Below are 12,416 nucleotides of genomic sequence, written 5' to 3'. Positions count from 1 at the left end.
TATGCTGAGGAGGGAATTAAGGCGTGCTGTCTTCAATAAAAGAATGGTTTTAGTTATTATAATTATGTTTATTTTATCCTGTTTTTCTGCTTATAGTTATCTATTAAGTTCACACTTTTTTATTGATAGGGATGCAAATGACTTAACACCTGAAAGCCTAAAACATCTTCTTGAAGTAGGGGGGAATACATTTCATATTTGGCTGAATGGTTTCCATTATACACAAATAGTATTTGTATTAGCCGCCATCTATCCTTACGCTGCCTCTTTTGTAGATGAGAAAAGAGGACATTTTCATTATTTTTCTGTTATCCGTATGGGGCATATAAAATATCGTTTTACTAAATTATTTGCCAATGGCGTTGCTGGTGGTTTGGCATTATTTATACCAAATGCTCTTTTTTTCTTAGGGACGAGTGCATTTTTCGAAAATAAAATTCTCTATCCATTTGAATTTCAACCAGACGGATTATTAGGAGATTTATTTGCTACGACTCCTTTGTTTTATATTCTGTTTGTTTTAGCCTTGCATTTTTCTTTAGGTTTTTCGATAGCTATTTTTGCTATGGGGATAACAAGTTTCTTTTCAAAAATTGTTTACGTTTATGCTATTTCTTTTGCCCTTTACTTAACATTTGATATTTTTATTTCCAATTTTAATGGACTAGAAAAATTCGCATTAACTAAAATTTATTACGTCATGTCAAGTATAGACTTACAAGGGAATGATGTAGTGATGATGCATCTATTTTTAATCTTCTTAGGAACAGTAGCATTTTATTTAAATAGACAATGGGAGTTAAAAAATGGTATCTAATTTCTTTAAAATCACTTGTAAAAGAATTTTAAAAAGTAGAAAGTTTCTATGTATTTTAATTTATTTACTCATTCTTCCCCTCATAGTCTTGCTGATGAATGACTGGTCAGTTGATAGTAACAATTGGAATGGTCTATTTTTTATCTTTGGCAATAGGTATCTCTATTTTTTATTCATTATGCCTGTGTTTCTTATTTTTCTATATGATCTTGCAAATGAAGGAAACCTACGTTATTGTGCGGGGAGGTTACTTACAAAAGCTACGATAATAAAAGTTCAAATTAAAACAATGATTTTATATGGCTTCTTTCTAACTATCTATGTTTTTGTCGTTGTTATTATAGAAGCTATTTTAATTCTTGGGGGAACATTTGCATGGAGCAACGAAACCGCATTCGGACTTGATCCTTATACGTTTTTTCCTTTGGAATTGTCACCGATGCTTATAAGTAGCTTTTTTGCGATAAAGTTTTTTATGACAATTATTTTTCTAGGGAGTTTTTATTTGTATTGGCAAAGTATAACGAAAAGGCAATCCAGTAGGTTAGGCGTGAGCATCATGTTTTTTCTCCTGCTTTTTAATGCTATTGTAAATTTTCATCACATCCCTTTTTTGAATATTTTAGATTTAAGTTTTGTAAATATCTATTATTTGAACCCGCAAGATAATTCAATTTTGTTCCAGCTGTTCAGGTCACAGGCTCCGCTAAGTCTTTTAAGTATTGGACTTCTTTTTCTTGCGTTGCGTCTATCTAAGGGGGTGAATTTATAACGTTGTTTTTCCATTTGTTGTCGATTATACGATACAATATTCGTTTTATCTCTAAACGAGTATTCCTTTTCTTAGGCTGGATAACAGCAACCTTGATTTTCCATACTTTATATAACCAGGGGTATACTAACTATTCGGCGATAGATGTTTATTTAGTATGTATAGGGATGATACAAATGGAGAAGCTACATGTTATACAAATCCTCATTCTATTGCTTCCCTACTTTGGAATTGCCATGATAGTAGATGTATACATAGCGCATATGATGGGGAAGCAAGCTATTTTTAGTATGCTAAGAATAGAAAAGCGATACCTATTTATTATTTCGCATGTTGTATCCCTCGCTTTTGTACTATGGTTGGTGTTATTTGTCTATCAAATCATATTATGGATTAGTTCGTTTACGCTGTATGACCATTCAATGCCAATTACTGAATCACTGTTCTCAGGTATAGAAATCCCCCAAGAGAACATGTTTCTAAAGCTAATACTTCCTGCATTTGTTGGACAATTTATCGGTACTTTTTGTGTTGCATGTGTGCAACTTGCGGTATCAATTAAATTTAACCGACTAAATAGTGGGTTTATTTTTGTAGTTATCCTCTATTTTTTACAATTAGTTTTCCCAATAATAATAGGACAGCATACATTTGTTGCAAATATACTAGTAGATTACGTAACTTACATACGCTTTTTGATAACACAGTTACTGGTAATAGGAGGAAGCGTGATCTATCTCTCCATTTCTAGCCAAAAAAATATGTTAATTTTTTCGGAAAGGGGTTAAATGATGCAACAGTTTATTGTAGAAGTAAAAAATATCTCAAAAACTTTTAAAAAGCAGTGCATTTTTCATGCTGTATCTTTTTCATTGGAAAAGGGTAAGGCGTATGGTTTTATCGGTCATAATGGTTGCGGTAAATCTATTTTATTTAAAATACTGAGTGGTTTTCTTTCCCCTGATAGTGGTGAAATAAAAGTATTTGGACAAACGCTCGGAAAAGAAATAGACTTTCCTAAAAATACAGGCATCATGATAGAAACGCCTCATTTTCTTGATGACTATTCTGGTTTTAATAATTTACGCTATTTAGCTGCAATACAAAATAAAATAAATGATGCAACGATTAAGTCTACACTTGAAAAGGTAGGGCTAAATCCTGAAAGTAGACAACCTGTAAAAAAGTACTCTTTAGGTATGAAACAAAAATTAGGGATTGCTCAGGCTATTATGGAGGATCCTGATTTATTAATCCTTGACGAGCCATTTAACGGATTAGATAAAACGAGTGTGCGAGAGATTCGTACATTATTACTTGAACTGAAGAACAAAGGTGTGACGATTCTTCTAACGAGCCATATGTCAAAAGATATTGAATTGATATGCGATGAGGTACTTGAATTCAATAATAAAAAATTAGAAAAAATGAATGTTACAAAATTTAGCAATAGAGATGAGGATGTACTTCCGCTATAGAACGACAACCGACAAAAATATTGTCGGTTGAAATGTCGGTTATGGGCAAGTTACTCTAGCAGTAACAGAATCAATGCAAGCAAAACAGAAAGGGGCAATCAATAATGAAAAACATTCTTTCCTTAATTTTAGTGCTTTGTGGCGTCATCATTGCTTTGACTTTAATGGGTTTTATTCATGTACCGTTATTTTACCCGTATGCGGGAATAATAATTTGTTCGACGATATTATTACGAATTATGATTAATACAAATATTCGTTCAGTTCAGTAAAACGTCTTTGTCTTAACTGTTCAAGCTAGTAATCGAGAACATTGAGAGCAAACGATACAGAGGTGAATGATAATTTGAATACACTTAGTCAAGTTCCGCTTTTAAAATTATTGGATTTAAAGATCGATTTTGCTTTTAAGCAACTTTTCGGTAGTGAACGAAATAAGCAATTAACAATCGCATTGTTAAATGCTATTTTACAACGTACTGGCAGAGTACCTATAAATGAAGTGACTTTTATTACTCAAGAAGTCAGTGGCGAATATATAGAGGATAAACAATGCCGTTTAGATATTGTTGTCAAAACACAATATGGAGAGTTCATAAATATCGAAATCCAATTAGCCAATAAAAAAGACATGTTTAAACGTACTTTATTTTATTGGTCAAGATTGTACAACCTACAGTTACAAAAGGGAAAGGGATACCATACATTGAACCCGACCATTACAATTAATATTTGTGATTTTACTTTTTTTCCAAATGCAGCCCATTATCATAGCACCTATCATTTATATGACGATATTTCTTTACAACGTATACAAGATAATGTGTTAGAAATTCATTTTATTGAAATGGATAAGTTTTTGAAGGCATGGGCAAAGGAACAACATCCTTCTAATAAATTAGACAGGTGGTTACTGTTGCTAGGTATGGTAGATGACAGTAAAAAGATAGTTCGTCAAGATATATACAATGCATTGGAGGACATCGCAATGACAGATGAAAACATACGTAAAGCGTTTCAAGCATGGCAAGAAATTAGTCAAGATCCCGAAACCATTCTTGCTTATCAATCAAGGGTCAAATATATGCTAGATGAAGCTGCTAATATCGAAGATGCAAAATATCATGCAGAACAGGAAGGCATGGAAAAGGGCATAGAAAAAGGCATGAAAAAAGGAATGAAACAAGGTATAGAAGGCATTGCAAGAAAGATGATTAGAAAAGGTAACAGCAATGAAGAGATAATCGAGTTAACAAACTTATCACTAGAAGAAGTTCAATCTTTACGCCAAGAGATTTAATAAGAGAAAAAGCATTCTGGGAACATAGCCGTTCCTTGAATGCTTTTTCTTTTATAGTGGATCTGGAATTATCAATGATTGTTGATCTAGCGTGCTATGTCCACTAAACGCCCATTTTTCTACGCGTATTACTTGCTTTTTTAGTTTGCTGACTTTTCATTTTTTTTGTAGAAGTATCGCCATTCATTTTCCCTTTAGTCGCAGCATTTTTGTTCTTTTTATTTTCTAGTTGTTGTTTTACTGCTTCTTGCAGACTCATTTTCTTTTTTGGTGCTTCTGTCTGATTATTTTCTGTCATAGGAGATTCCCCTTTTTGAATAAGATTGTTAATAGTTAGTTCCAGTATAATCTATTTTCCGTAATTTGTGAAACCCAGTACAAAAAACGGAAAATTTGTTGGGGGAGCGTTAAGTACTGCTTCTTTCTATTTCTAGAATAAAAACAAACCTTTGTTATTTTCAAATAAATGTTTATAAAATGCATATTTTTGCTTTATTTTTCTCATTCTAATATATACAAGCACATTGAAAGGATGTGGGAATATTTTGTACAGTAGAAAACAATTTATATGGGCATATTGTATTTCTAGTTTTACTTCGATTATTGGCACAATAGGCATTTTTCTAATATTAAATTATTATCAATATACAGCTGACTTTGGATTATTTTATAAACTGTTACTTGCATTTATTAGTGGAGGTCTTATTGCTTTTGCATTAGGGCTGATATTAATGAATTTATATTTTGAAAGTATCTTCTCCCACAATAAAAAGAAAATGAATGATGTAATATAAATTGTAAAAGTCGTTTGGTCCAAAATTTTAGGATGCAATCGACTTTTTTATGGTTGATTATCGTATAAAATGAGATTATTTGCTGTTAAATGGATATTTAAGAATAAAAAATATTACCGCAAATATTGTTGCCAAAAGAATAGAGGCTACTAAATTAAGTACACTTAAATCATTTAAATCCTTAATTAACTTAATGAAAAAAACGATAAAGAATAAGCCAGATGCCATTACTATGCTATCCTTTTTTGAACAGTTTTTAATTGATAACACCTCCAGATTAATTGAAAAATAGATTTCAATGACTTTTACTTCATGATAAAATTGCAGCATTCAGCTAGCAAATAGTGGCGTATGGATATAGAAAGAAAGCTAGTGCACCTATACTTGTGTGCAGCTAGCTTTTTGCTTTATGTTGAAGTAATAGCCCGCGAATAATGCCGGCGATAAAGATAACGAATAACAAAGCAAGAAATCCATATGCATGCCATTGTTGTAAAATACGATGATGTCCCATTGCCACTGTTAAATCATTAAAAAGTGAATATGTAAAATATAGCAAAATACTGTTTTTAATAAGACAAAAAGTAATCATACCATTTTGTCGCTCCAGATGAGAAAGGAATGGCTTGTGTTTTCGTACTACTGGATAAGCAGCCTTTATTTCTAAGTAGTGTAAAAGTAAAAAAAGCATTAACGCTACAAAGGGTAAATAGAAAATGGCGATTTTAGGGCCAAACTGTGCATGGTCAGTCGTAAAGCTTTGTAAAACAGGAATGGATGAGGGGAGCTTACGATATTGAATTAACGTTGCAGTAATGCCAGCAGTAAAAATGGTTGCTACAACAATCGTTAGTTGTTTACAAAGCCTCGGCATGGGTGTATTTTGTTGTGCATGCATGAAAATCACCTCAATATGTTCATCTTTCAAAATAGGATTCTGTTATACTGTAACATAAGATTAACATCATTTGGATGTAGAAAGAAGGATTAGATGGAATACGTTTTATTTTTAGTAATCGGTATTGCAGGAAATCTAATTGGTACATTAGTCGGCGGTGGGGGTTTAATCACATTGCCAACGATGATGCTGATGGGCGTGCCGGTTCACTCAGCGATTGGGGCAAATAAAGTTTCCAATATGGTCAGTGCTTTTTCTAGCTTTTATACGATTTATAGAAGAAAGGAATTGTCATGGGCGGAAATGCGTTCCGTTTTGCTAGTATCTTTAATTGGGGGAACATTAGGTGGGCTTTTTGCTTCCTTTCTGAATGGTCAGACGTTAACACTAATTGCTATTATTTTATTAGGCTTTGCACTAATCATGTCCTTTATCGGTGGGGCTGATTTTGGTGAAGTGGACAGTTTTAAAATGAATCGAAAAACAGGTCCCATTTTGCTTGGGGTAGGATTTTATGATGGGTTATTTGGTCCGGGTAGTAGTACGTTAGCGTTATATACTTATGCCCATGAAAAACTTTCCTATATAAAAGCAGTAGGTTTGTCTCGTGTAGGCGTTTTTGCCATGTGTGCTGGGGCAGCTATTACGTATATTGCAACGGGAAAAATTGAATGGCCGCTAACAATTGTCTTAATGATAGGTTCCATTATTGGTGCACAAATAGGCATTATCCTAGCTACTAAGGTAAAAGCGAATCAAGTAAAAATTCTGTTACGCGTTGTCACAATTGTGTTGATTTTGCAACTTTGTTATGATTTCTTCCACCAGTTATAAGGAGGGTTTCCATGTTTGACATATCACCATTTCCAGCTTTTTCTTGGTCACTTTCACGCCATAAAACGTTAACGAGCTGCGCCAGAAAATATGGATATGAATATTATTTTGCTCATAATGGCTGGTTGAGCTATCAAGTTGAGCCCTTTCATCAGCATGTGTATCGCTTAAAAAAGTTGCAAGCGATGCCTATTTTATTTGGACAAATTGTTCACCGGCTCATCGAACAAACCATTATTGATTATTTGCAAACGGGGGCAGTGCCGTCAGTTGCGGAGCTTGTTAATCGTGCTCGTGGTCAACTAAATGCCGCCTTTATTGATTCAACCCGTCATGGAGACTTGTGGCGACATCAGCCTAATAAGTATTACATGATGCAGGAAATTTACTATGATGGTCAACTAAATGCTGAATTGATAACAGACTATAAAAGTAGGTTGGAAGCAGTTTTTACAAACTTTCTTCTAAGTGAGACGTTTATGCAAATAACTGCGCAAACAGGTTCATTACGGATTGGCGAACCCGAACAGTTTCGCTCAATGAAAATTGAGGATACACAGGTTTTTGTGGTGATGGACTTTCATTATTACGATGATATGGCCGATAAATGGATTATTATCGATTGGAAGACCGGAGGAAAATCCGATGATGATCGTCAGCAGTTAGCGCTCTATGCCTATTACGTCCAACAAAAATACGGGGTAATGTTAGAGAAAATTGAGGTATACAATGAATATTTACTAACGGGGCAGCGAAAACAATATACATTTACATCATTTGATATGGACACTATTTTACATACATTTCGACGTAGTGTACTGGAAATGAAAAAGTTTCAAGCAGATATTCTGACAAACGAGCCAGTGGATATTGAAGACTTTCAGCAAACGACGGATGAATGGCGCTGTAAAGGCTGTAATTTTAAAGAATTATGTTATACCAAATGAGTGGAATATGGAGCGAGTGACCGCAAGAGACCAATTAATTTAAATAGTCGCACGCATCATTTTTATATATGAGTGACCTAGTTGCTCCTGGATAATCTTAAAGTTTATATTTCGGCTGCCATGGTATAGTAACTGTAGATTGTTGTGTTTTATCTAGTATAACCAAATGTTAATAAGGGTAAAGGGGAATTATTTATGGCTTTATTAAAAGATTATGGTGGTCAACCTAGCTGTGAAGTTGAAATAAATTTAAAATTAGTTAATGATGAGAGTGTAAAATTCTACATTCATTTCCGGTCCGGACCTGCTTTTCCAGAGGTACATACAGAAATCGCTTGCTTAAAAAGAGATTTCTTAAGGTTATTAGATGATTTAAAACAAATTGATATTATGCACCTAAGTATGCTAGAGCCTCACGATCCAGGTTTGTGTATTTATCACATTCCTCTATTTGGTAATTATTATTATCCTGGATATGGTTTTCTTCAAGTACCCGAACATGAAAGGGATGAGTGGGAGCCTTATTATAGATTAATTTTTGTATTAGATGCAGGGGAGAAGAATAGTCATAGAGCATCAGAAAGTGGTCCTGCACTATGTCTAAAAGTAAAAATGGAACAAATTAACGAATTTGTAGACAGTTTAATAGCTGAGGTAAATAGTTTTTGAGTTTATAAAGAAATCACTGGTGCAGTATAAATTAGTGCAACACAGAACGTTAATCAAGCCCATAAAACACAAGTTGAGTACTTATTATTAAGTCATCAAAATAAATAACTAGAGGCTGGGGCAAAAGAGAAAAAGTGTTAGATTGATGGCAGTCAATCTAACACTTTTTTGCTGCGCCGTTGTTGTCTGCTTCGGTGGTGCTTTCTGCTCCATATAGCAAAAATTTATGAACACTTTTCCTCTGTTCCTTAAATTTTTTTAGTTATGTCTCAGCCTCAATCTTTTTTTCAAATATAATGAGTTGATTTTTTCTGATTATTTAAATAACGTTCTCTAGTGTATTGTGTGTAGTCTCTAGTAAGTTTTGAAAGTGATGTAGGGTCAACATTAGATTGCATAACCTCAAATAATTGCGGGTCGTATGAAATGATTTTATCTTTATATGAAGCTATTTTTATAATTTTCAGCAATCCTATATCACCCAAACGATTATAATGTTCACTTGTAATAAGGATTTCTTGCTCACGGTGCAAGTTTACCCATCTTCTTATGCGGAATTTATTCATATGGATATTATTGTTTAATTTCATGAGTTTGTTTATCCTCCTTCTCTGTTCCTATTGTAGGAAATAAAGAGTGGAAAGTATATAAAAAAACAGACAACTAATTAGTTAGCGGTTCCATGCTGCATAATAGTTTGTTCAATTATTTCCTCAAGCGTATAACCAACTTTCAGTAATTCTTGGGTTGTTTGTTCTAGTTTGTTCATTTTGAAACCTCATTTTAATTTTTCTTAATTCCGATATTAATATATTTAAATTTGTTAGAAATATCAAAAACACTGAATTTATAGGGGCGTGAGTAACGCTAATAGAACAGAACACTCCGAGAGAATGAATGGTCTTTCGTTATAAAATAAGTGATTAAAAAGCGACCAAAAACGATTTACAGTAACAGTTAGCGATTAATAATGATAATGCTATAATTGAAAACCGTTGTTACATAAAGGTTTTGATTTACTCAGAACCTGTATGAGAGCTTAAATTAAGTTTCAAGCAGATATTCTGACGAACGAGCCAGTGGATATTGAAGACTTTCAGCAAACGACGGATGAATGGCGCTGTAAGGGCTGTAATTTTAAAGAATTATGTTATACCAAATGAGTGGAATTACGCAGTGAATGACGGCAAAAGTGGCTAATTAATAATCATGGCTAACTTTAGTATGCCTTGTGAAGTTTTGGTTATGAATTGACATTTACGACATATAAATAGGATTGCTACGTCTTGCAAAAGTTAACGTAACAATCCTAGTATCAATATTTCCATGGGGGGATGTTTAGTAATTGGCGTTCAAGAAAAGTTGTTTAACAATCGTGTTCCTAACATCTTGTAGTTATCATTAGATACAGTCTAAATTATTTAAAATATCAGTCACTTTTGACTGCATGGTCTCATTCTCTATGACAGCGTGAATTAATGGTTGTTTTCCAATAAGTTCTATAATCATTTGATGCTTATTTTGTTGAGCGAAATGGACGATGTCACCAAATGGAGATTGATTATAATAAATATCCACATCATAGTATTTTCTTAATTCCCGAGCAATCACAAATAGTTTTGGATGGAATTCTACGTTGGTATTAGCTAACAATATTTTGGAAGGTAGCTCGATATTTTTATCAATATAATCTAAGCTTTTCAAAACGGATAACAGTCTTTCTAAACCAAAGGCTAAGCCAACGCCTGCTTCATTTGCATTGCCAACAGCTGAAACTAACTGATTGTATCGCCCACCGCCTAAAATTGCTCCGATTTCAGTATCGATTGCAACGCCCTCTAATATATAACCTGTATAATAATCGGCTCCTCTTGCTAATGTTAAATCTATTTTTATATTGGATTGAACATTTTTTGGCAAATAAGACATGATAAATTTCAAATCGGCTGCCGCCTTTGCTGCGGAAGGGCAGTTATCAAAGAACTTTTCAATTTGATTGATTTGATTTTGTAAATCATCAAATTGCGTTAAAAGGTTAGCAAAACTCTCAATTTCCATTAGGGTTTGATTTGCGATATTTAAAGGAATATTATTTTCTAATAGTTTGTTTTTAACACCTTGTAATCCATCTTTAGACACTTTATCAGCATAGTCTAAAGCTCTTTGTAATCCGAGGTGCTCTTCTTTGCTCTGCAAACCGACTTTCAGTGCTAAAGCTTGTATAAGTAGTCGGTGGTTTATTTTTAAAACAAAGTTTTTTATGCCTAATATAGTTAGTAATTCATGTGCCATTACTGTAATGTCGATTTCAGCTAATAAACTGTCTGCGCCAATTATATCAGCATCGCATTGGGTAAATTCTCTAAAATGACTTTTTCCAGGCTCGTCATCTCTAAAAGAGGGACCAATTTGATATCTTTTATAAGGTCTTGGTAAATCTGGATACATACTTGCTACTCTAGCCAGTGGAACGGTTAAATCATAGCGAGCAATTAAATCCTTGTCGTTTTTATCTTTTATATGAAAAAATAACTTTTCTCCTTCTCCGTGGTGTCCGTTAAATGTCTCTAAGTATTCTAAAATAGGTGTTTTATGTGGATTAAAACCATAGTTTTCATATACTTCTTTAATAATATTGATGATGTGTTCTCGATATCTCATATCAAGCCCTAAAACATCTTCGGTTCCTTCAGGAATGGATAGTTTCTGTTCACTTAGATTTAAAACCATGTTAGAATCTTCCTTTCGATGAGTAATTGAATTGAACTAAATTTTGTTTTGAAAATATATTAAAAAAGTTAATCCGATTAAGATAAATAAGCCTCCTAATAATTGAAGCGGTTGCATAACTTCCTGCAAAAATAGTAAGCCAAAAATAGAAGTAAATATCGGTTCGACCATACTTATCATAGAAACATTTGTTGAATTAAGAATCTGTAGAGATTTAAATAACGTTATTTCGCCAATAATAGTTGAAATAACAACAATGCAGAATACGTAAATCCATGCATTTGAAGTAAAATTCCAATGTAGTTCATTTCTAATTAGGCCAATTAAAATTACACCTAGTGCAGCAAATAAGGTAACATACGTACTTGTTACGACTGGGGAGTTATTATCAGTGACTTTTTTTCCAAGGATCATATAAAGTGCGTAGACAATAGCTGCTAGTAACGCTAAAGCTACACCTTTCATATTTATACCTTGAAAAGAAACCCCTAATAAAAAAATCATGCTAATAAAGGTGAATAATAAAGCGATGATTGATTGTATCTTTAACTTTTCTTTGTAGATAAAAAAAGAAAAAATTGATACAAATATAGGAAATGAAAATAATAATAAGACGGCCATCGATGATGTTAGATATTTTAATGATTCAAAATGCAAGACTGAAAGCAGTGTAAATAACACACCACCTAATAGAAAAAGTAACTTGAAATCCTTTTTGCCTATTTTAAACGTTGTTTTTTTCCATATTAGAAATATAAAAAATAATAAAGAGCTTATTGAAAATCTTAAAACGAGTAATGTATAAACGGACATACCAAAGCTATATGCTTTTATTGCGAAAATAGGCATTATGCCAAAGCATAAAGCTGAAATAATTGCATAAATAGTGCCCTTTTTTAAATCTCTCACACGAACCTTCCTTCACGAATTTATGGAAAGATGAAAAATAATAGCAATGTAAATTTTTGTTAATCGCTAGAATCTGTATATTTCATAAGTTTGCTGCAACAGCAATAGATATACCCTCGAGTTAATTTAATCCTATCATTACAAATTCCGACATTACAATGGTGGGATTCCGAAATTTTTGCTTTCGGAGACCGTCAAAATTTGTGCGGACACCGTAAACATTTATGAAAAAGTGATGGAGGGACGATAAAATTTAACGATTAGAAAC

Annotated in this window: 15 protein-coding genes; 10 read left to right on the top strand and 5 right to left on the bottom strand. The window is 33.1% G+C overall.

Going from position 1 to position 12,416, the window contains the following annotated elements:
- The first annotated feature begins 1 nt into the window (after window position 1).
- The 6 genes from LS41612_RS13245 to LS41612_RS13225 all read left to right on the top strand — a co-directional run bounded on the left by LS41612_RS13245 (window position 2) and on the right by LS41612_RS13225 (window position 4,367).
- The gene (locus LS41612_RS13245) at window positions 2-817 is read left to right on the top strand and encodes a hypothetical protein (protein ID WP_137034859.1); all 816 of its coding nucleotides are present in this window, start codon (window positions 2-4) and stop codon (window positions 815-817) included.
- On the top strand, window positions 807-1,589 hold the full coding sequence (locus tag LS41612_RS13240) for a hypothetical protein (protein WP_024361920.1): 783 nt from the start codon (window positions 807-809) through the stop codon (window positions 1,587-1,589). The genes LS41612_RS13245 and LS41612_RS13240 overlap by 11 nt, the downstream gene beginning before the upstream one ends.
- 176 nt (window positions 1,590-1,765) lie before the next feature.
- A complete protein-coding gene (locus LS41612_RS13235) occupies window positions 1,766-2,377 on the top strand; it encodes a hypothetical protein (protein WP_024361919.1) in 612 nt (203 codons plus the stop codon).
- On the top strand, window positions 2,378-3,067 hold the full coding sequence (locus tag LS41612_RS13230) for an ABC transporter ATP-binding protein (protein WP_370510643.1): 690 nt from the start codon (window positions 2,378-2,380) through the stop codon (window positions 3,065-3,067).
- 104 nt (window positions 3,068-3,171) lie between these two features.
- Window positions 3,172-3,339, top strand: a complete 168-nt coding sequence (locus LS41612_RS23190; protein WP_158497877.1) for a hypothetical protein — start codon at window positions 3,172-3,174, stop codon at window positions 3,337-3,339.
- Window positions 3,340-3,413: 74 nt separating this feature from the next.
- The gene (locus LS41612_RS13225) at window positions 3,414-4,367 is read left to right on the top strand and encodes an Rpn family recombination-promoting nuclease/putative transposase (RefSeq protein ID WP_024361917.1); all 954 of its coding nucleotides are present in this window, start codon (window positions 3,414-3,416) and stop codon (window positions 4,365-4,367) included.
- A 103-nt stretch (window positions 4,368-4,470) separates the two neighbouring features.
- Here LS41612_RS13225 and LS41612_RS13220 read toward each other — a convergent pair whose 3' ends face one another.
- A complete protein-coding gene (locus tag LS41612_RS13220) occupies window positions 4,471-4,665 on the bottom strand; it encodes a hypothetical protein (protein ID WP_024361916.1) in 195 nt (64 codons plus the stop codon).
- Between the two features lie 247 nt (window positions 4,666-4,912).
- Between LS41612_RS13220 and LS41612_RS13215 the strand changes: the two genes are divergently transcribed.
- Window positions 4,913-5,161: a hypothetical protein gene (locus LS41612_RS13215; RefSeq protein ID WP_024361915.1), complete on the top strand. Its 249-nt coding sequence runs from the start codon at window positions 4,913-4,915 to the stop codon at window positions 5,159-5,161.
- Between the two features lie 394 nt (window positions 5,162-5,555).
- Here LS41612_RS13215 and LS41612_RS13205 read toward each other — a convergent pair whose 3' ends face one another.
- Window positions 5,556-6,059 carry a hypothetical protein gene (locus LS41612_RS13205; RefSeq protein WP_024361913.1) on the bottom strand — a complete coding sequence of 168 codons (504 nt, stop codon included), beginning with the start codon at window positions 6,057-6,059 and terminating at the stop codon, window positions 5,556-5,558.
- Window positions 6,060-6,152: 93 nt separating this feature from the next.
- Between LS41612_RS13205 and LS41612_RS13200 the strand changes: the two genes are divergently transcribed.
- The 3 genes from LS41612_RS13200 to LS41612_RS13190 all read left to right on the top strand — a co-directional run bounded on the left by LS41612_RS13200 (window position 6,153) and on the right by LS41612_RS13190 (window position 8,509).
- Window positions 6,153-6,893 (top strand): sulfite exporter TauE/SafE family protein, encoded by a 741-nt coding sequence (locus LS41612_RS13200; protein WP_024361912.1) that lies wholly within the window; start codon window positions 6,153-6,155, stop codon window positions 6,891-6,893.
- A gap of 11 nt (window positions 6,894-6,904) precedes the next feature.
- Window positions 6,905-7,840: a PD-(D/E)XK nuclease family protein gene (locus LS41612_RS13195; RefSeq protein WP_024361911.1), complete on the top strand. Its 936-nt coding sequence runs from the start codon at window positions 6,905-6,907 to the stop codon at window positions 7,838-7,840.
- Window positions 7,841-8,035: 195 nt separating this feature from the next.
- Window positions 8,036-8,509, top strand: a complete 474-nt coding sequence (locus LS41612_RS13190; RefSeq protein ID WP_024361910.1) for a hypothetical protein — start codon at window positions 8,036-8,038, stop codon at window positions 8,507-8,509.
- A 287-nt stretch (window positions 8,510-8,796) separates the two neighbouring features.
- Here the strand turns inward: LS41612_RS13190 and LS41612_RS13185 are convergent, their stop codons facing one another.
- From LS41612_RS13185 to LS41612_RS13175, 3 genes are all read right to left on the bottom strand, one after another.
- Window positions 8,797-9,099: a hypothetical protein gene (locus LS41612_RS13185; RefSeq protein WP_024361909.1), complete on the bottom strand. Its 303-nt coding sequence runs from the start codon at window positions 9,097-9,099 to the stop codon at window positions 8,797-8,799.
- An 811-nt stretch (window positions 9,100-9,910) separates the two neighbouring features.
- Complete coding sequence (locus tag LS41612_RS13180) at window positions 9,911-11,239, bottom strand: histidine--tRNA ligase (RefSeq protein WP_024361908.1); 1,329 nt, start codon at window positions 11,237-11,239, stop codon at window positions 9,911-9,913.
- Window positions 11,240-11,275: 36 nt separating this feature from the next.
- Complete coding sequence (locus LS41612_RS13175; protein ID WP_024361907.1) at window positions 11,276-12,148, bottom strand: DMT family transporter; 873 nt, start codon at window positions 12,146-12,148, stop codon at window positions 11,276-11,278.
- Window positions 12,149-12,416: the final 268 nt, after the last annotated feature.

The sequence above is a fragment of the Lysinibacillus sphaericus genome (assembly GCF_002982115.1).
GTDB classification, from domain to species: Bacteria; Bacillota; Bacilli; order Bacillales_A; family Planococcaceae; genus Lysinibacillus; species Lysinibacillus sphaericus.
Note: the sequence above shows the minus strand (reverse complement) of the source record. Positions and strands in the feature narration are given on the sequence as shown.

Excerpts from the sequence above, each read along its gene's own strand:
- LS41612_RS13245 (WP_137034859.1), top strand. The coding sequence starts at position 2 with ATGCTGAGGAGGGAATTAAGGCGTGCTGTCTTCAATAAAAGAATGGTT.
- LS41612_RS13240 (WP_024361920.1), top strand. The coding sequence starts at position 807 with ATGGTATCTAATTTCTTTAAAATCACTTGTAAAAGAATTTTAAAAAGT.
- LS41612_RS13235 (WP_024361919.1), top strand. The coding sequence starts at position 1,766 with ATGGAGAAGCTACATGTTATACAAATCCTCATTCTATTGCTTCCCTAC.
- LS41612_RS13230 (WP_370510643.1), top strand. The coding sequence starts at position 2,378 with ATGATGCAACAGTTTATTGTAGAAGTAAAAAATATCTCAAAAACTTTT.
- LS41612_RS23190 (WP_158497877.1), top strand. The coding sequence starts at position 3,172 with ATGAAAAACATTCTTTCCTTAATTTTAGTGCTTTGTGGCGTCATCATT.
- LS41612_RS13220 (WP_024361916.1), bottom strand. The coding sequence starts at position 4,665 with ATGACAGAAAATAATCAGACAGAAGCACCAAAAAAGAAAATGAGTCTG.
- LS41612_RS13205 (WP_024361913.1), bottom strand. The coding sequence starts at position 6,059 with ATGCATGCACAACAAAATACACCCATGCCGAGGCTTTGTAAACAACTA.
- LS41612_RS13200 (WP_024361912.1), top strand. The coding sequence starts at position 6,153 with ATGGAATACGTTTTATTTTTAGTAATCGGTATTGCAGGAAATCTAATT.
- LS41612_RS13195 (WP_024361911.1), top strand. The coding sequence starts at position 6,905 with ATGTTTGACATATCACCATTTCCAGCTTTTTCTTGGTCACTTTCACGC.
- LS41612_RS13190 (WP_024361910.1), top strand. The coding sequence starts at position 8,036 with ATGGCTTTATTAAAAGATTATGGTGGTCAACCTAGCTGTGAAGTTGAA.
- LS41612_RS13185 (WP_024361909.1), bottom strand. The coding sequence starts at position 9,099 with ATGAAATTAAACAATAATATCCATATGAATAAATTCCGCATAAGAAGA.
- LS41612_RS13180 (WP_024361908.1), bottom strand. The coding sequence starts at position 11,239 with ATGGTTTTAAATCTAAGTGAACAGAAACTATCCATTCCTGAAGGAACC.